We start from the raw sequence: 18,079 nt of genomic DNA, 5'->3' as shown, positions 1-18,079 counted from the left end.
TGCTGCTCAGCGGCGTTTGGCGAACTCTGCCAAGCGCTCGCTGAGCGGGCTCACCCGCGGGCGCGGTGGCCGATCGAAATAGCCTGGCTTGACCTCGCGCAGCAGCGCCTCACCGTCCCGGCTCCAGGCGAACCGTGGTCGTTTCAGCAGCCGCCGGAACACGACACTCGCCTTCTCCGGATCTCGAGCAGCCAGCCGGCGCAGGACCATCGGTTCCACGCTGTCGTCCTCGATGTAGGACAGTGCTTGCTCGCGCCATCGGCGGCGTCGCAGCAGGTCGGGGTTCGCGAACGCTTCCTCCACGAGGCCGAACTCCGCGTAGAAGCCGAGTCCGTCCATCTCGTCGTAGATCAGCGCCACCGTCTCCGCATCGGTCAGGTCCGGCGGCAACGACATCGACACCGCAGGAGGGACGTCCTTCGGGTCCGGCCCGAGAACCGCGTCCCGGCAGTACGTGTAGTAGTCGTCGAGTCGCTCCTGTGTCTGTTCTCCCGGGACCACCAGCAGGTCGGTGCCGAAGAACTCGACGAACCGTGCCCGGTCAGCACGCTGGTGTTCCCATGCCAGTGCCATCTTGTCCGGGTTTCGGAACACCGCTTCCGGCGTACGCAAGGACATGTCCAGCGCGAGCTGATAGGCGATGTCCCGATCGCTGGCGCGCAGGATCTGTACCGGCCCGCTCAGCATCCACTCGTCACCGACCGCAACCAGCCGGGCGATGATGAACGAGCGGCTCGGCATCTGCTTGAACACGGCCGGGCCCATGTTCGACCGGACCCGATAGGTCAAGTCGTCGACCAGACTCTCCACCACGAGCGCTGACCCGTCCTTGCGCTGCACCTCGAACGGGCCCTGCACCACATCGCGCCAGCCGAGCACCATCTCCCGCTCGACCTCCGGCAGGTCCGGCCGGGCCTCCACGAACTGCTCCACCACCGTCCGGCCGTTAGCCAGCCGGTGCTCCAGCACGAAACAATCCCAGAGCAGCATCCACCGCTGCTCATCGGCGTCTTCCAGGCCGTTGCCGTACTCGGCCAGAAAACTCGACGCCGCCCGGGCGTAGCGGGGCTGTTGAGAAAACGCCACCAGCTCGCCCTTGAGGTCACCAGCCCGTCGTAGCAGCGCGCCATCAGACATCGACATGCCACCAACCTATGAGCTGCCGAAGTCAGACCGTCACAGGGTGCCTCGTTCGGGTGATCATTCGGTGAGGTATCGAGCGAGGCGTTCGGCGTTGAGTCCCCGCATCGCGTCCTCGACGGCTTCCGAGTCGGAGAGATCGATACCACGCGCCGTCAACTCCGCGGCGATCTGCTTGGCCGGCCCCCACGCCGCCGTGTCGTCGAACGCCTCCTCGAACGCAGGAAGGAAAGCATCGACGGCCTCCACCACCGGACTGATCCATACCGGGTCGACTTCACGGCGTTCCAGGCTGTATCGGATCCAGCGCCGCAGCACGTCCGGCAACGCGGCACGCTGCCCGGCGTCCAGCGCCGCCTTGCGCGGCAGCCAGTCGGCCAGGAACAAGCCGACCTGTTCCGGGCTCCAGCACAATGGACCGCTGGTCATGTAACCGTCACCGTAATCCAGGAACAGCTCGGCCAGTGACCTGGCGACCGTGTCGTCGACCGGCGCGAAGCCATCAAGCAGTCGTTCCCGTTCCTTATCGCCCATCGGCTGCCAGTCACGGAACTCCGGCAGATACGACCGGCATCGCGACCAGGCCATCGCCCGCAAGTCGACGAAGTCGTCGTCATCGTGGCGCGGCCAGGTCATGTCCGTGGTCCGCAACGCGTCCGCCAGCTCCGCCAGCGCAACCTCGACCGGGCACTCGACAGCCAGCATCGGCACCTCATCGGGCTCACGCAGCCGATCCCAGGCTTCCGCAGCCCCGGGCTGCAACACCGCCAGCTTGTCCACCAGCACACCACCGGCGAGGGAGATCTGGGCCATCAACGTGTGCGGTGTCTGCCCGGCGAACTCGACGAACAACACATGCTCGCTGTCCCAGACATCCACTGCCCGCCACGCCCGGACCGGCTCAAAGACAGGCACCTCCAACCACTCCGGCACCGGCTGGCTCTCCGACAAGATCTCCAGCGTGTCGTCCAGCATCGACCACTCACCAGGAGCGGCGACACGGCGCAACGCCGCCACCGCGGCCAGCCCGTGCGGCGACGGCCGGGTCGACGCCCGGCCCACCACCTCCAGATGGAACATCTCCTCCGGATCACGCTCGCCCAGCCCCGCCATCGACCACGCCGCACCGAGCCACCCACTGGCCCACCGCTCGACCTCAAGCACACTGTCCTCAGACACGATCGTCACCGCGTAACGCATCAACCGATCCGACAACCGCAACTCACGCACCGGGCGCTGCGGGCGTCTCGGCTTACCGCGTCCCGCAGGACGACCACGGCTTTTGGGCATGTACCCGTCTACCACACCCAGCCCGGGACGACGCCCGAGCGATCCGCGGGTTTGCGCAATGCCACGTCCGGCCGGCATGAACATGCAGGCCAGGAACGAAGTGGGGCGGGCGGGACTCGAACCCGCGACCGAGGGATTATGAGTACCGAAACTCATAGCGCTATGCGAGTGCGCCTGACAAGTGGCAGGGGCCCGTCCGCAAGCGGCGCAATCCCTTGCTTTATCAGGGTGCGCGCGTCCTCTTTGGATGGTCGCGCGCATGGAAACGAGTGGGACGCCCGGCTCGCCATCGTGCGGCCCGCTTGCGTACGCGAACGGGCCACCCTGGCGACGACAGTCAGGGTGGCCCGCTCCATTCATCACGCAGGGCACGTCATCGGCGGAGGTACGGCGCCTCAGTGCCCTTCCGTTCCGCGCCCCGGCCTGAACGAGTCGACAAACAAGAGCCGGGGGCGGATTCGGTTGACGTGACGTCGTGCGGCTACGGGGTCTCGGTCAAGTCGAGCTTCACGATGCCACTGGGGCGGAGCACGGCCAGATTGAGCCGGGCCTCGACGCGCATCGCTACCTGGTTCGCCTCGAACAACGTGCCGCCGTTCCCGGCACCGAAACGCGCCGGATCATAAAGCGCGTCCGACCAGTCGATGCGCGCATCCTCGCGAACGAAGAGCTTCGTCGACCCGGCAAAGTCTCCAAAGTAGGCGGTACCCACCGGGCACGCGACGCTCACGCAAACCGGTTTGGACCACAATCGCCGCGAGGCGCTTTCGATGGGCACGTTGGCACCGGACTCCGTCAGGAGCAGGTTCCCGGTCGACGATGCGCTCATCTCGATATTTGCCCAGTCGGTCGGCGACAGAATCCAAGCCGATCCCGGTAGCCCCTGCAGCTCAAGGGCTGTGACGGCGGCACGCGTCGTTGCGATCAGGCTTGTCGCGTACGCAACGGTGAGCACGCCGGACGTGTTGGCCAGGCCGGTGAAGTTCTCGCCGATCCCGTCGCCGTTGATAATCTGGTCCTCAATGGACTGCTCCAGGCCGGCTCGCATCTCAAGCTCAAGGAACTGGCTCAGCGCGGGGGCATCGGCCAGATCCATGCGAGATATCGATTCCGACAAATGTGCGACGACCCTAGCCCTGTCCTCCATGAGCGCCGTCGTATAGATCGACGTCGGTTTCTTGGCACCGGGGGCAACCGGCCGAGCATTGGTCGTCCTGACTGTTTGCTTGAGGAAACTGTACGACCCGCCCGTAGGCTCGGCCGGAATGATCGCCCGAACGCCGGTCACCGGTGTGCCCATCGCCGTGACAGCGGGTGCGGGCAGAGCAGTAATCACGCTGCCACTCGGCACGAGGGCTTTGTAGCGGCCAAGGTGATCGCTGTTCGCCTTGATCATCGCCTCTGTCCACGCGGAACCGAGCTGCGCCTTCGCGGCCGGCGAGCCGTACGCGGCACTGCCAGACGGCATGTACGGGCTGCCGACAGGGCCGAGCAGGTCTGCCATCGCCTGCCGGATGCCTTCCGCTTCCTTCGCGCGGACGGCGGCGGACGCGGAGTCGCGTGCTTCCTTGACGAGACTCCACGCGTGCGCGGACTCGTCCTCAGTGAGCGAACGTCGGTCGGCCTTCGCCTCGGCCAAGAGCGCGTCGACAGCCTTGATCTTGGCTTGCGCTTCGCCACGGAGGCGCTCGAAGCGCGTCGGGATGTCTGTCATGTTGGGAACCCTCCCGCTGATCGAATGTCGGGCTCCGAGTGCGCGGGGCACCCCGGCGCGGCTCGCGCAGCGGCCAGCGTCAACGTGTGAATGAGAGCGTGCCTCGGAGCGAGGTGACCTCGACGGGTGCGGGGCGTTCGGCAGTTGGCCTCATGCCTGGCCCACGGACGCCGCGAGCCCTCGGAAAGGGCTTCTGGCGCGCTGCCGGTGGCGCATGACCTCAGAAGGTTTTCTGCGCGTTCCCGGCGCTCCGGTGATCGCCTACAGCCTCAGCGTATCGCGTCACTGACCGTCCGCTAGGGATTCTGCGACGAAATAGCGGGCCACCTCGCGGCCCTCGACCCACGTGGTGACCTCGGCCCCCTGGCGCAGCTCCAACAGCCGCGACGCACCGCCATCGTCGTCGAGCGACCACAGGGCGGCCCGGCCGTCCGCCTGCTCGGCGACCACACCGAACGAGGAAACGAGGCTCACGCGCCCAAGCGTGCCGCCGATCGGCAGGTTAAGCGTGAGGGCGACGACGAGGTCGGTCCCGACGTCCTCGTCTACATCGACATATTGCGGCATGATGATCAATCCTCGTTTTCGTTGGGTAGATCGTCGCCGTGGCGTCCAATGACGGCCATCCAGGCGACGTTTTGTATCACGCTATGTACCAAGGTCCTGAAAACCCGCGCGCGGGTATGCGCGGCTAGCGAGGTCTCTTGGCGCGCCCGACGCTGAACTTTTGGACACCCCTTCCCCGCTCGCGCGGCCTCCGAGCTGCCTCGTACGCGCCCGCGTCAGGCCGCCCGTCCTGCGGCGCGTCGTCGGCCTGTTCGTCGTTCTCACGCGCTCACAGGAGCCCACGCCGACGCCACACGTCGGCCGACTCGTGCGACCTTGGGTCGAGCAAGGCGGCATTGAGGAAAGCGACCATCTCGCGTCCTATCTGCACCGCGTCCTCTGGCGGCGATGGCTCGCCGGGCCGAGCGTCGCGGTCGCCGTGAGGCTCAGGCGTCGAGCGGGTGTCCGGCTCGCTGCCCGCGTCGACCGGCAGCGACCAGAGCACGCCTTGGCCGCCCCGGGTGCGCTTGCCCTGCACGCAGACGCCGAGAACATGCACCGCGCGCCGCACCGACCGTTCGGCATGTCCGGCCTGCCGCCCCGCAGCGATAACCTCGCTCGCCTGCATCGGCCCGTCCCGTCCGGTGAGGTACGGCCGCAGCCACCGGGAGGCGGCGGCCACGGCGGGACTGGTCGCCGTGCTCATCGGCGTTCCCTCTCGCCCTTGCGCGGCTTTACGTCCGCGTTGGCGGCGGCCCGTGCACGCTCCGCGAGCGCGGCATATTCCTCGCCCGTCAAACCGAGAACATCCGCGCCGCACGCGACGGCGATCCGCTTGCCGAGCGCGACGACCGGGAACGCCGGGTCGGTCTCCCGCCCGACCAGCCCGGCGACCCATCGCGCGACGGCGTCGTCTCGTCTCGACGCCTCTGGCATCACGGCATCGGGTGCCACGAGTCCACCGCCCATTGGCTAGCCGCCTCCGCCGACTCGACGACGACGTACGCGCGGGCACGCCCGTACAGGTCGCGCTCTGTCGGCACCATCACGCCGCGCACGGGTGTCGGCTCGCCATCGCGGTCGAGCCGATGTTCGTCGCCGTCGGACGCGGGCGCGGCGCTGCCCGTGCTAGCTCTCTTGCTGGACATCTCGGCGCTCCTGTCTGGTCGGTGTGGCCTGGTCGATCGGGTCGAGCGGGTCTTCCGTCAGGCGGCGGCCCCGGGCGTACCGCCCGACGCGGCGAAGCCACGCGCTGAGCATCGGCCGGAGGCGGTCGTTGCCGACGTTGCAGTCGGACTCGTGCGCCATCTGCCCGGTACTCAGGGTCAAGGCCGCCCCGCAGGCGTCGCACCGCCCCGTGATGTCGGCGCGTCGGCGAGCGCGCAGCGCGCGCAACAGGTCCGGCGGCATCGTGGACCACAGTCCGGGGATGAGGTAGATAGACCCGCCGGGCACTGGGCCACGGTGGTACAGGTCGTCGTTGCCGTCGCGGGCGAGCAGGACCAGCGGGCCGTCGTCGTCGAGGCAGCGGGCCACTGTGGCGATGGTGTCTGCCCGGTTGTGGCCGGGCGCGGAAGTCAGCATGTTCTCTCTCTTGTCTGTCCGTCACGGACACTTTCTGGTGAGGCGGCCGGTGACTGGTTCCCACTGGTTCCCACTGGTTCCCGGGAACCGGTCGAGTGACTGGTTCCCACCGGTTCCCACCCCTATAGGGGGGAACCAGTCACGGGAACCAGTCGCGACCCGGTCACGGAGCCTCGTCACCGGAACCGGTCAGAACGAAAACGTGAGCGCCTCGCGGGCCGCTCGCTCTGCTGAGGTGACCGTCCATGACCAGCCGATCCAAAGCGTCACCGACTGCGTTGACGCGCAACGGCACTGCCTCCCGAACCCGGCGCCCGGTTACCGGCCCATCCGCGTGGAGAGCCTTCACCGCGTTCAGAACGGTCTCGTCGATCTCGGCCTCGCGGGCAGTGTCGCGCCCGTCGGACTCGGCGGGCTCGCGAGCCTGCCAGAGATCCACGGTCAGCCATGGCCGGTCCGGTGGCCGGGTGTCGTCCACGACGAACTCGCCGAGGTAGAACTTGCCCGGCTCGGACCGTGTCCGCTGACCGTGGCGGCGGAGGTGGCCGGGCCGGTCTTTGAGCACGTACAGCCGCGAGCGCCCCCGCCCGCCGCGTCCGAACGCCTCGACGGATTCCAGCGAGAACAGTGCGCCCGAGAGTCCGTTGACCTTGTGGATCGAACCGATGGCGGTACGGCCCCGCCGCTCGGCGTCCTTCACGACGTGGTCGGCGGCGAGCGTGGCCGCACCGACGGCCGTGAACGGCTTGACCAGATACCGGCGGAACGCCGCCGCGCCGTCCTCCTCGCGAATGCCCCAGCCGTGCAACGCCATCGCCTCATTGGTGCCGTCGAGCACGACCAGCGTCGGGTGCAGCTCGACCAGGGCGGCGATGGCGTCCGCCGTGCGGGGTTGCTCGGGGCCGACGAAATGGAACCGCTCCCGAATGGCGGCCTCGGGGACGTCCATCGCCACCAGCCGCTCTATCGTGCCGGTCGGGTCAGACTCCTCGAAGTGGATGTACACGACGTGATTCCCCGCGAGTAGTTCGGCCTTGACGCACGCCAGGGAAACCCAGCTCTTGCCGACCTCCATTTCGCCGATGACGGCATGTTCCTTGCCGGGGTACAGCAGACGTAGACCGTCGCTGCGGGCGAGCCCCACGACCGGCTCAGCGGGCTTTACCCGCCCGTCGAGGTACGGCCCAAGGTCGACGGGGGTCCACGAGCCGAACATCGGCGCCGGGTCGACCTCCCTGACGAGCACGAACTCGTCAAGGCCGTAGCCCGCAGCAATGTGGTCGGCCGCATCCTTGCCGACTTTTGCCTCGACGATGCACACCTTGGTTGCCACCGCGGCCAGGCCGGCCGCCACCTGCTCAGCGTGCCTGCGGCCGGGCGCGTCGCGATCGGACACGACGACGACGTGCGCGCCACGGAAGTGCTCGGCATACTCTGGCCGCCATTTCTCGGCGCCCATCGCGTTGCACGTCGCCACGCCGCCGAGCGTCTCGACCGCGTGCACGTCCTTTTCACCCTCGACAATGTGAACGGGTACGCCCGCCGCCACCGCCGCGAGCGCCTCAGGCAACCGGTACAGCGCGGGCGCGTTGCGGTCCGCGATGTCCTGCCGGAACGTCTTGCTTCTCTCCTGTTCGATGCGCCGGACCGTCCGTGCAGGCTTCCCCTCGGCCGTCACGTACCCGTAGCTGGCGGCGAAGTCCTCGCGGCCGGGTCGGCGCGGCTCGTCGTACAGGTCACGCCGTGTCAGGCCGAGCGCGCTCAGCACGTCGTCGATGCTGCACCCGGCTTGGCAGTAGACGAGCGCGCAGCCCTCGGCGATGGCAATGCCGAGGCTGGGCGTGTGATCGTCGTGGGCGGGACAGCGCGCCTTCCACTGCACGCCGGTCCCGTTCGGCATGTACCCCGTCACGGCTACGAGCTGGTCGACGAGCCGATCGAACGCGCTCACAGAGGTCGCCACGCTGGTCATCTCGACCACCTCGGCGTTGCCGAGAGTCCTGCCGCCTGCCGCTGCTCTGGCAGAGCACGATCGAGCCACGTCGCGTGGTAGTCGATGGCCTCGGCCCCGGCGTTCGTGCCGATCTCAAGCAGGCGGTCGAGCGCCCGGCTGATCCGGCCTCGGCGACGTGCCACGGCGAGGGCGTGGCGACGGCGTACGCGCTCGGCGCCCGCCCCCGTGGCCGCTCGTCGGGGTCGCGGGATCGCACGATCGGGCGCACCGCCCGCAATCGCGACGAGGCTGTCGCCGCTGCACGTAGGCTTGACGGCGCGAGTGTTGTCGGTGGCGTTGGCCGGGTGCCCAGCCCGGCCTTCGTCGTCTCTCACTCCGACCGCCCACCTTCACGGCGCAGCCCCTTGCGCCCCGAGCTGCGCGCACGGCTGCTCTTGAAGGCGAGTGCGGTGAAGTACCTCTTGCGGGCGTGCTCGGCGCGACGCTCGCGCTCGGCGGGCGGCAGCACGCCGTCGGGATCGACCTCGCGCGAAAAGCGGTCCATGAACGCCGCGCGGGCTTTCGGCAGGTGATGTTCCGGGTCCTCTCGCGCCCACCGGGCGTGTGCGGCGAGGCGGCCGCGCATCGAGCGCTGCTCTGGTGTCAATTCGGGCACGGCTGGCCCTCCCTCTTAGGGAATGGCCGGTGCCTCAACTCCGACAAGGCGAACTTGGTCGCCAGGCTGTGATAAGTGACTTAGAGCATAGCGGCCACCCTGCCGCCGGGTACCAAGAACGCGAATAAGTTCCTAACTAGACAGGGGGTTGAGCGTGTTGATGGCCATCACGCGTCGCCGCCCGCTCCTCAGGCCCTGCAAAATCTGATCCGCCGGAAGGCTGTGCGTGGCGCATTCGCACTCAGCCGTGAAGACGTCGCGTCGCCCGTGCTGCAGATGCGCATCCGGGACGAAGCGGGAGGCGAGTTCATGGACGAACTGGGCGCGCGGCTCGGTCCTATGACGAGCGCGGGCGCGGTCCTCCGACCATGTGAAGGGGTCGCCACTCGTTATCGAAACTTCGGTCACGACTGTCTCGGTCGTGCGAGCCGCGCCATACCCGACGACGACAGGCCCCGCTTCGGTCGCGTACACCGCTGCGATGCGGCCGTTGCAGCGCGGGCACGCGATCACCATCGGTAGGTAGCGGGAGCGCGCCGACGGCTTGCACCGACGCAGCGCCTTCAACGTCGCCGCAAGCTCCGGAATCTCCGATGGGTTGCGGTACATCGGCGCGTCAGTCACAGCCGATCCCCCGGGGACAGTCGGCGGTGGGCAGCGATGGCGCGCTCGGCTGCGGTGCTGGCCGCGTATCGTCCGACCATCTGCGCCGAGCGCCACCCAGCGAGGCTCATGAGGTCCTTCTCCTGTCCCCCCTCTGAGAGAAACAGGTGGGCGAACGTGTGCCGGAACTGGTGCGGGTGGATGTGCGGCAAGCCAGCGTCGGCCGTACGCCGGTCGAGAATCTGAGCGATTCCCGACACGGTCAACGCGCCTTTCTTGCCAAGCCAGAACGCCTCTGTCTTGGTCGCCATCGGGTGCCGCGTCCGCGCCCGCCTGTACCTGCTCAGGCTGTCACCTGTCTTCTGACCGAACGGCACCGCGCGACCACGGCGGCCCTTGCCGAGGACGTGAGCGCAGTCATGTGTGAAGTCGACGCCGTCGACGGTCATCGAGGTCAGCTCGCTGACACGGACCCCGGTATCGATCATGAAGCGAATGATCGCAAGGTCCCGCCGGTTCTCGAAGCTGCTGCCCTTGCAGGCGTCCAGCAGAGTCCGTAGGTCGTCGTCGCGGAGTACGGGCACAGGCTGCTCGGGCACGGTGGGCGGCTTCATCCGCTCCATTGGGGATCGGGTGATCTCGCCATCATCGAGCAGCCACTTCCATAGCTGCTGCAACGAGCGGTAATGCTTCGCCACCGTCGCGGCCGATACGCGCTCGGCAAGGTCGGCAAGGAAGGCTTCGACGTGCTCTCGATTGATCTTGCTGGCCGTGACCGGCATTCCGTGATCGACCAGATACCGAATGAAGTTGTCGGCGACGGTCCGGTACGAATTGATCGTCGTATGCGCCCGGTTCTGGGCACGGAGGTGTCGCTGCCAGTCGGGCAGCAGCTCCCGGAGGTCGTCTAGCGAGGTCCCACTATCGAGTGTAATGACGGGAATGTCCGGGTCGATTGGCGCAGCACTCATAGAGGCACTGTACCCGACAGTCCCTTGCTGTACGACCGCTATGCAGGACACAGTCCCAACGTTTTGCCTGGTGGTGGGGCGGATCGGACTCGAACCGATGACCGAGGGATTATGAGTCCCCTGCTCTAACCCACTGAGCTACCGCCCCCATACCGGCGGCGATCCTATCCCGCACCTCCGACTCCGAGCCACCGAGCCACGCGCCCCCCTCGGACGCATCCGGATGACGCACCCCGGCCCGCCCGCACAACCCCGCAGGTCACACCGCAGCCGACGCGGTGCCCAACATCGCCAGCACGGCCCCCGCCGCGCGCCAGCCGCCGGAAAGGGCGCCTTGGATGGAGGGGCTGTCGCGGTGGTCTCCCGCGACGAACAGCCCATCGCCCAGTTCCACCGGTTTGCGCAGGCGGCCTTGCGGCACCGGCGCGGCCGGCAGCGCCTCGGGCACCGAGGCGATGCTGATCAGATCCCACTCGTCGGTGGGGGCGCCGTACATCCGGGCCAGTTCGGTGCGTACGACGGCCTCGGAGGCTCCGGACGGTGCCGACACCCCGACGACGCTGGCGGCGATCAGGCTGCGACCGGCGGGGGCGTACTCGGGGGCGGCGTTGCTCACGACGACCGTGTTCGCGATGATCTCCCTCCGGTCGCCGTCGATGAGGAGGGTGGGTTCGCTGATGGGCGGCTCGCCCGTACCGAAGTAGTACGTGGTCAGGCCGTGCATCCGCGGTCGCGGCAGCGTGGGTAGCAGGGTGGCGGCGGTTGCCGGGTCGGTGGCGACGATGATCGCGCGTGCGTGGATCTCGCCGCCGTCGGTGACCACCTGGCCGGGGCTGACCGAGAGCGTACGGGCACCGATGAGCAGTTGCGGGTACGGCAGCGGCCCGGCGACCGCCGCGGGCAGGGCGGCCATTCCGGCGGCGGGCACACCGAGCCGTCCCCGGGCGAACGAGCGCAGCACCATGGCGAGGACGTGGCTGGAGGTGTCCAGCGCCCGGTCGGCGAGCACGCCGGACAGGAACGGGCGCAGCACCTCCTCGATGATCCGGTACGACAGGCCGGCGCGGCGCAGCGCTTCCTCGGTGGTGGTCTCGGGCGCGTCGAGCAGCTTGCGGGGGTCGGCGGTGGCGCACCGGGTGGCGAGCGCGGCGAATTTGAGCCGGTCGGCGAGGCTGCCGATGCCGGAGGCGAGGGTCTGCGGGGCGGCGAGCGGGTCGCGCAGCGGGTTCTCCAGGCGGTGCAGGGTGCCGCCGCGGCGCACCAGCACGCCGGGGGTGAAGTAGCGCAGGTCCAGGGCGTCGAGGTCGACCAGGGCGGGCAGCCGGGGGTACGCCGTGTTGATCACCTGGAAGCCCCGGTCGAGCCGCCAGCCTTCCACGACGTCGGTGGCGACCCGGCCGCCGAGCCGGTCGGCTGCTTCGACGAGCAGCCATTCGACACCGGCGCGGTCGAGGCGGCGGGCGGCGGCCAGCCCGGCCAGACCTCCGCCGATGATGGCGACGTCCACCTGCACGGGCTGCGACACTGGGCACCTCGCCAACGGACATTCGACGCGGAACCCAGCCTAACGTCGCGTGCCGCCGGGGGCAGGACAAACAAAAACCCGCCTCGTGGGCGGGCAGTGAAAGGAGCTCCCCCGATTGGACTCGAACCAATAACCTGCCGGTTAACAGCCGGCTGCTCTGCCAATTGAGCTACAGGGGATCGCGCCAGACGCGCTGTCGTGGCGACGGGATACACAGTACAGGATGCGGTCGGTGTTGTGCCGGGCGGGTGGTGGGACGCGCCGGATGGGCAAAACGCGGGATCCGGGTGTGACGGACCGGCAGGATGGGTACGTACCAGCGCAGACGCACGCGCGTCTACGAGTGGAAGGAGCCGCAATGCGCGGAAAGCTCATGTTCATCGGCGGTCTCGCGGCAGGCTTCGTCCTGGGCAGCCGGGCCGGCCGGGAGAAGTACGAGGAGATCCGGGCCAGCGCGAAGAAGCTGTGGGAGCACCCGACGGTGCAGGAGGCCGCTGGCGTTGCCCAGGCTCAGGCCAACAAGCTGTACTCCGAGGGCAAGGACAAGCTCAATTCGTCGAAGCTCGGCGAGATGATGCACCCGGCGGAGAGCTCGGCTTCGGCAGGCTCGAACACGCGCTCCGCGAAGGTGACGGCGGCCAGCGACTCGCTGTCTGGGTCGAACAGCGCCGGCAAGACGTACTGAGACCGCTTCGTGTGATCGGGGCCGCCCTGCTGGGCGGCCCCGATTGCGTGGGCGGGGCGGTTCAGGCGGCGCGGGCCGCCGTCGGCGGCGACAGGCCGCGGCCGGTGAGTTCCGCGTGGGCGTACGAGTACTCCGCCGCGATGGCGTCGGCCTGGGTGACCGGGTCGGCCGACCACCCGCGGGGCCGGCCGAGGTCCCCGGCCGGTCGGGGCTGCGGCCAGGTGCCGGCGGCCACGTCGATGAACTCGGTGGCGGGGGTGTCCCCGGCCATCAGGTGGCGCACCGCGGTGCGCCACACCTCCGTGGTCGCGGTCAGGGCGGAGCCGGGGGCGGTGTGCAGCGGTGCGGGACATCGGATCCGCCAGGGTCCGGGCGCGGCGGCGCCGAGCGCCTGCGGCAGGTCGTCGAAGTAGCCGCCGTCGGGGGTGGTGACGGGGTAGCGGAGGCCGTCGTCGAGGTAGGTCTGTAGCGCGTCGGCGGCCTGGTCGGGGTCGGCGGCCTCGACGGCGGCGGCGATCCGCGCCTGGACGATCGACAGCCCGGCTTCGGCGAGGCGGGCGAGCGCGTCGGCCGGGTCCTGCCAGCTGCAGGCGAGGTCGGCCAGGTCGAGGCAGATGCCGAGCCGGTCCTTGTCGACGTTCGCGAGCGCGGCGGCGGTCTGTTCGGCGGTGCCCAGTACCTGCCCGGGTGCGGGCTGGAAGCCGACTCGGACGGCGCGGCCGGTCTGCCAGGCGATCTCGGCGAGCCCGCTGGAGAGCCGGCCGAGCAGGCGGGCGCAGGATCGTTCCCGGTCGGTGTCCCAGTCGGCGCGGCGCCCCAGGCCCACGGTGCTGACGGTGCCGCGGACGGTGTCGCCCGGGAGCAGGTCGACGAGAATGCGGGCGAGGTCCAGGGTGTACTCCAGCCGGGCCGCGACGCTCCAGTCGGGCTGATTACTCTGGGTAACCAATTCGTCGTCGTACTGTACGCCGTTCAGGGTGACGACTTCGAGGGCGTGGGCGTCGAGCGCGGCACGGAGCCGGATGCGGGCGCGGCCGTTGGCGGCGAGCAGAGCGGCCAGGGCGGGCGGCAGCCGGAGGGCGACCGCGAGGGTGTCGAGCTCGAGCCGGGCACGCACGGCATTGGCGTACGTGTCCAGTTGGGCGATGAGTGCGGCGAGGTCACGGGCGGGCGGGAGGTTGAGGTCGCAGCCGAGGTGGACGATTCGGCCCGAACGGTGGCGCAACCGCATCAGTGTCCTCCCGGGACCAGGGCTGGGCCGATGCAGATGCACGTGCATCGGACCGTGCTCAGGAATCCAGTATGGACCGGTGGATCGTGGACTTCCGACGCGCGCGTGGCGGACCGCAGCGTTGCCATGACGCCTCCATCCGTGGGGTGCTCGTCCCGGGATACGCGGGTGGACGGCTCGCCGGATCACCGGCGCGGGCGAGGTGCGGTGCCACGACCGGCGGGAACAGGACCTTGGCGAAGGGGTATACATCGCCGCCCGTCTATCAGCTTGCCCGCGGTGACCTGCTCCGGAAAGGTGGGGGGACAAGTCGGCACACCACGGAGAGCGACCACCCTCGTGCATCAAATGCACGTTCGGACACGATCCCTCCATGGGGGGACGAGGCACCCGGCGCGCTCGCGCTACCGGGTGCCGGCGTCCGCCGTGTTGTGCGTGCTGAGGCCCTTCTCGCTGCCCTTCTTGAGCTTGCGGTCGTCGCGCAGTTGCAGGAACGGCTCGTCGTCGGGCGAGTGCCCGGCGGCGATGGCGCGGCCGCGCTCCAGTTCTGCGTCCAGTTCGGCGCCGAGCAGGATCGCGATGTTGGAGATCCACAGCCAGACCAGGAAGGCGATGACACCGCCCAGGGTGCCGTACGTCTTGTTGTAGTTGGCGAAGTTGGCCAGGTAGATCGCGAACGCCACCGAGGCGGTGATCCACAGCAGCACGGCGAAGACCCCGCCAGGGCTCACCCACCGGAAGCCGCCGGTCTTGGCGTTCGGCGAGGCCCAGTACAGGATCGCGAACATCAGGCTGACCAGGACGACCAGCACCGGCCATTTGACGATGTTCCAGGTGGTGACCGCGGCCGCGCCCAGCCCCAGCTTGTCGCCGACGACCTGGGCGAGATCGCCGGTGAAGACCACGATGACGGCGGAGAGCATGAGCATGATGCCGATGACGGCGGTGACGCCGACCCGGATCGGCAGGGTCATCCAGATCGGGCGGCCCTCGGGTACGTCGTAGATGGCGTTCGAGGCGCGCATGAACGCGGCGATGTACCCGGACGCCGACCAGAACGCGACCAGGAGACCGATGATCGCGGCCAGGCCCGCCGTGCCCGGGTCCTTCACCTGGCCCAGCACCGTGTCGACGAGACCCTGCAGCTGATCGTTGGGGGCGATCTGGCGGACCGTGTCCTGGACGGTCTGCTGCCCGTCCGTGCTGAGCATGCCCGCGACCGACACCAGCACCAGCGCCGCCGGGAAGATCGACAACACGCCGTAGTACGTCAGCGCGGCCGCCCAGTCCGAGATGTTGTCCTGCGAGAACTGCTGGAAGGTCCGCTTGAGGGCGGCCAGCTTGCTCTTGCCCGACAGCTTCGACGGACCGCTTGGGCCCTCGTCCGGGCCGGGAGGCCCGTCCGTGGCACCGGGACGCCCGTCGTCGGTCGCCGCATCCGGGCGGTCGGCGCCCGCGACGTTGCGGGCGGTGTCGCGTTTGCCGGCCTCGGCCGCCCGCGCGTCGTCAGTTCGCTCGTCGGACTTGTGAAAGAGCTTCATGGCGGGGCTTCCCTCCGGACCCGGGTACGGCACCTGCGTCTGCCCGGCCGCCGCCCGCACGATCCGGCGCGTACCGGGCGTACGACCTGCCCACCTGATTCCCGCCACCAGTCTCGTCTAATCCCGGCGGGGACCAGCGCGATACCCACCAACGGGTGGACGGGCGGCGCTCACCGGCACAACAGACGCTCCATCCGCCGCCCCGCCACGGCCAGCCCCACCCCCAGCAGCACCAGCAGGTACGCCACGTCGGCGAGCTGGCTCGGCTCGAACACCCCCGTGGTGATCCCCCGGATCAGGTGCACCGAGCGGTACAGCGGGGTCACCTCCACCAGCCAGCGCAGCACCGTGGGGTACGCCTGCGCCGGCACGAACGTTCCGGAGAACAGGAACAGGGCGAACTGCACCGTCACCATCAGGTCGAAGTCCTGCCAGCTGCGCATGAACGTGGCCAGCGCCATCCCGGCCGCGCCGAAGGCGAAACCCACCAGCGCGGCCGCCGCGAACGCGACCAGCGCCAGCCCGGCCGAGGTCAGGCCCATGACCACCATGACCACCAGGAAGGCCGCGGCGTACATGTTGCCACGGATCATCGCCCAGGCCAGCTCGCCGGAGGCCACCTCGATCGGCCGTACCGGGGTAGCCAGCATCCCGTCGTACAGCCGCATGTACTTCATCTTCCCGAAGAAGTTGAAGGTGGTCTCGGCCAGCGCTCCGCTCATCGCCGAGGACGCCAGCATCGCCGGGGCCACGAACGCCGCGTACCCGACCACCCGGCCGTCCGGCAGTGTCAGGTCGCCGACCAGGGCGCCCACGCCGACGCCGATCGAGAGCAGGTACAACACCGGCTCCAGGAATCCGGAGAGCAGCACCACCCAGTACGCGGTGCGCAGCGCGGCGACGTTGCGCTCCACCACCGAGGCCGAGCGGCGCCCGGCGCCCTCGAAGGACACCAGCCGCGGCAGCACCAGAGTCACCATCACGTCCCCTCACACCACGAGCCGACGGTGGAACCGCCGGTATGCCAGCCACCATCCGGCGCCCGCCCACACCGCCAGGTACGCCACATGCACGGCCACCGACCCGGTGGGGGCGACCCCGAGGGTGGCGGCCCGGCTCAGATCCACGGCGTGCCACAGCGGCAGCGCGTACGCGACCCAGCGCAGCACGTCGGGCAGCGCGTCGACCGGGAAGAAGACCCCGGAGAACAGCGACATCGGCAGCACCCCGAGCCGGAACAGGATCGCCAGGTAGCTGTCGCTGCGCACCGCGGCCGCGTACGCGAACGTGGGGGTGGCCACCGCGAGCCCGAGCAGGGCGCCCACCAGCACCGTGGCCGGGGCCCACCAGGAGTGCATCGTGCCGAACGCCGTGGCGATCAGCAGGAACGCACCGGCGGCGGTGACCGCGCGGAACACGACGAACGCCAGGTGCCCGGCGAGAATGTCCGCGACCCGTGGCGGGGCGGCGGCCTGCCCGAAGTACGTCCTGGTCCATTCGAAGTTGCCGAACACCGGCCACGCCGAGTCGCCGATCGCGACCTGCGCGGCGGTCGAGGCGATCAGCCCGGGCACCATCCAGTCCAGGTACGGCACCCCGTCGACTCCGCCGGTGACGTACGCGCCGACGCCCACCCCGAAGCCCAGCATGGTCATCAGGGGCAGCACGAACGACGAGAGCACGCTGGAGCGCCAGATACGGCGGTAGCTGGCCAGGTGATACTCCAGCACCGAGAGGGTCGCGGTCATCTCAGTCCACCAGCGTCCGGGAGGATGCCCTTTCCAACATGACGCGCAACCCCTCCACACGCGCCACTACGTACGATCATCTACGTCCGCCTCTCGTCCCACCGTGGCGACTCAGACCCGTCGACGTCGCCAGCACGCCAGGAGGAGTCCTGCCGTGCGTACTGTACGGCCAAAGGATGGGAGGTACTCGATGTCGTGCGAGACCTCCTTACCGTTCAACGTCTACACGGCCAGTCGAGAACCTCCGTCTGCATAGGTGACCAACAAATGACGTTTCAGGTTGCGGTTTGCGGCCCGCGCTATTGCACCGACGAGGACAAGGCCAACGCCCGAAAGGTCGGTGAATTGCTCGCAGACGCAGGCGCTGTTGTCATATGCGGTGGGGGCATCGGCGTGATGGAGGCCGTGGCGAGCGGCGTGAAGGCAAGGGGCGGCATCGTCATTGGAATTCGTCCGGGAAACTCCCGAGAAGGCGCATCCCCCGACCTGACAGCCACAATCGTCACCAACATGGGTGAGGCGAGGAATGCCATCATCGTTTGGAGCGCCGACGCCGTGATCTCGGTGGGCGGTTCTTGGGGAACGCTCAGTGAGATAGCCCTGGCCAAGCGGCGTGGCAATATCCCAGTGGTTTGCCTCGCAGGCTGGAGCCTAGTCGACAAGGACGGCGCATCAGTGCCCGGCCTGCACTCCGTCGACACACCTCAAGAAGCTGTCGATATGGTTCTGAGCAGCCAAACCGACTCAGTGCCGGGAGCCTGAGCGCCATCCCGGCCTGGCGTGACGCTCGGCCTCCTCGTTACCGTTGAGAACCCTCTGGGGTGACCCCCGCCGTTGCATCGGGGCTCGACCGAGCTTCGGAATCGCGTGGCAGGGCGAAGGAGGGGTCACG

At 68.9% G+C, this 18,079-nt stretch carries 19 protein-coding genes and 2 tRNA genes; 2 read left to right on the top strand and 19 right to left on the bottom strand.

Going from position 1 to position 18,079, the window contains the following annotated elements; genetic code table 11:
• Positions 1-6: 6 nt before the first annotated feature.
• From EV385_RS22560 to EV385_RS22490, 15 genes are all read right to left on the bottom strand, one after another.
• Complete coding sequence (locus EV385_RS22560) at positions 7-1,143, bottom strand: hypothetical protein (protein ID WP_130511263.1); 1,137 nt, start codon at positions 1,141-1,143, stop codon at positions 7-9.
• A 57-nt stretch (positions 1,144-1,200) separates the two neighbouring features.
• Entirely contained in the window at positions 1,201-2,340 is a 1,140-nt protein-coding gene (locus EV385_RS22555; RefSeq protein ID WP_130511262.1) for a hypothetical protein, read from the bottom strand.
• A gap of 571 nt (positions 2,341-2,911) precedes the next feature.
• Positions 2,912-4,144 (bottom strand): phage major capsid protein, encoded by a 1,233-nt coding sequence (locus tag EV385_RS22550; RefSeq protein ID WP_130511261.1) that lies wholly within the window; start codon positions 4,142-4,144, stop codon positions 2,912-2,914.
• A gap of 282 nt (positions 4,145-4,426) precedes the next feature.
• Entirely contained in the window at positions 4,427-4,711 is a 285-nt protein-coding gene (locus EV385_RS22545; RefSeq protein ID WP_165449556.1) for a hypothetical protein, read from the bottom strand.
• 268 nt (positions 4,712-4,979) lie between these two features.
• The gene (locus tag EV385_RS22540) at positions 4,980-5,396 is read right to left on the bottom strand and encodes a hypothetical protein (protein WP_130511259.1); all 417 of its coding nucleotides are present in this window, start codon (positions 5,394-5,396) and stop codon (positions 4,980-4,982) included.
• A complete protein-coding gene (locus EV385_RS22535; protein WP_130511258.1) occupies positions 5,393-5,644 on the bottom strand; it encodes a hypothetical protein in 252 nt (83 codons plus the stop codon). The genes EV385_RS22540 and EV385_RS22535 overlap by 4 nt, the downstream gene beginning before the upstream one ends.
• Positions 5,626-5,838, bottom strand: a complete 213-nt coding sequence (locus tag EV385_RS22530) for a hypothetical protein (RefSeq protein WP_130511257.1) — start codon at positions 5,836-5,838, stop codon at positions 5,626-5,628. The genes EV385_RS22535 and EV385_RS22530 overlap by 19 nt, the downstream gene beginning before the upstream one ends.
• Positions 5,819-6,274, bottom strand: coding sequence for a hypothetical protein (locus EV385_RS22525; RefSeq protein ID WP_130511256.1), 456 nt, complete (start codon positions 6,272-6,274; stop codon positions 5,819-5,821). The genes EV385_RS22530 and EV385_RS22525 overlap by 20 nt, the downstream gene beginning before the upstream one ends.
• A 163-nt stretch (positions 6,275-6,437) precedes the next feature.
• Positions 6,438-8,246, bottom strand: a complete 1,809-nt coding sequence (locus tag EV385_RS22520; RefSeq protein WP_130511255.1) for a toprim domain-containing protein — start codon at positions 8,244-8,246, stop codon at positions 6,438-6,440.
• A gap of 352 nt (positions 8,247-8,598) precedes the next feature.
• Positions 8,599-8,883 (bottom strand): hypothetical protein, encoded by a 285-nt coding sequence (locus EV385_RS22515; protein WP_207229898.1) that lies wholly within the window; start codon positions 8,881-8,883, stop codon positions 8,599-8,601.
• A 132-nt stretch (positions 8,884-9,015) separates the two neighbouring features.
• A complete protein-coding gene (locus tag EV385_RS22510; RefSeq protein ID WP_130511254.1) occupies positions 9,016-9,507 on the bottom strand; it encodes a hypothetical protein in 492 nt (163 codons plus the stop codon).
• Positions 9,504-10,457, bottom strand: a complete 954-nt coding sequence (locus tag EV385_RS22505) for a tyrosine-type recombinase/integrase (RefSeq protein WP_130511253.1) — start codon at positions 10,455-10,457, stop codon at positions 9,504-9,506. Before EV385_RS22505 ends, EV385_RS22510 begins: the two co-directional genes overlap by 4 nt.
• 71 nt (positions 10,458-10,528) lie before the next feature.
• Positions 10,529-10,605, bottom strand: a tRNA-Ile gene (locus EV385_RS22500).
• Between the two features lie 111 nt (positions 10,606-10,716).
• Entirely contained in the window at positions 10,717-11,982 is a 1,266-nt protein-coding gene (locus EV385_RS22495; protein WP_130511252.1) for an NAD(P)/FAD-dependent oxidoreductase, read from the bottom strand.
• 106 nt (positions 11,983-12,088) lie between these two features.
• Positions 12,089-12,161, bottom strand: a tRNA-Asn gene (locus tag EV385_RS22490).
• 179 nt (positions 12,162-12,340) lie between these two features.
• On the opposite strand from EV385_RS22490, the gene EV385_RS22485 reads away from it, so the two are divergent.
• Entirely contained in the window at positions 12,341-12,667 is a 327-nt protein-coding gene (locus tag EV385_RS22485) for a hypothetical protein (protein WP_130511251.1), read from the top strand.
• A 61-nt stretch (positions 12,668-12,728) separates the two neighbouring features.
• On the opposite strand, the gene EV385_RS22480 is transcribed toward EV385_RS22485, so the two are convergent.
• The 4 genes from EV385_RS22480 to EV385_RS22465 all read right to left on the bottom strand — a co-directional run bounded on the left by EV385_RS22480 (position 12,729) and on the right by EV385_RS22465 (position 17,187).
• Positions 12,729-13,898: a TIM barrel protein gene (locus EV385_RS22480; RefSeq protein WP_130511250.1), complete on the bottom strand. Its 1,170-nt coding sequence runs from the start codon at positions 13,896-13,898 to the stop codon at positions 12,729-12,731.
• A gap of 404 nt (positions 13,899-14,302) precedes the next feature.
• The gene (locus EV385_RS22475) at positions 14,303-15,439 is read right to left on the bottom strand and encodes a YihY/virulence factor BrkB family protein (RefSeq protein ID WP_130511249.1); all 1,137 of its coding nucleotides are present in this window, start codon (positions 15,437-15,439) and stop codon (positions 14,303-14,305) included.
• Positions 15,440-15,609: 170 nt separating this feature from the next.
• The gene (locus tag EV385_RS22470; RefSeq protein ID WP_130511248.1) at positions 15,610-16,419 is read right to left on the bottom strand and encodes an ABC transporter permease; all 810 of its coding nucleotides are present in this window, start codon (positions 16,417-16,419) and stop codon (positions 15,610-15,612) included.
• A 9-nt stretch (positions 16,420-16,428) separates the two neighbouring features.
• Positions 16,429-17,187, bottom strand: a complete 759-nt coding sequence (locus tag EV385_RS22465) for an ABC transporter permease (RefSeq protein ID WP_130511247.1) — start codon at positions 17,185-17,187, stop codon at positions 16,429-16,431.
• Between the two features lie 267 nt (positions 17,188-17,454).
• On the opposite strand from EV385_RS22465, the gene EV385_RS22460 reads away from it, so the two are divergent.
• Positions 17,455-17,949 carry a TIGR00725 family protein gene (locus tag EV385_RS22460; RefSeq protein WP_130511246.1) on the top strand — a complete coding sequence of 165 codons (495 nt, stop codon included), beginning with the start codon at positions 17,455-17,457 and terminating at the stop codon, positions 17,947-17,949.
• The last annotated feature ends 130 nt before the right edge of the window (positions 17,950-18,079 follow it).

This window comes from Krasilnikovia cinnamomea, from assembly GCF_004217545.1.
GTDB classification, from domain to species: Bacteria; Actinomycetota; Actinomycetes; order Mycobacteriales; family Micromonosporaceae; genus Actinoplanes; species Actinoplanes cinnamomeus.
This window is presented reverse-complemented; position numbering and strand designations above follow the sequence as displayed.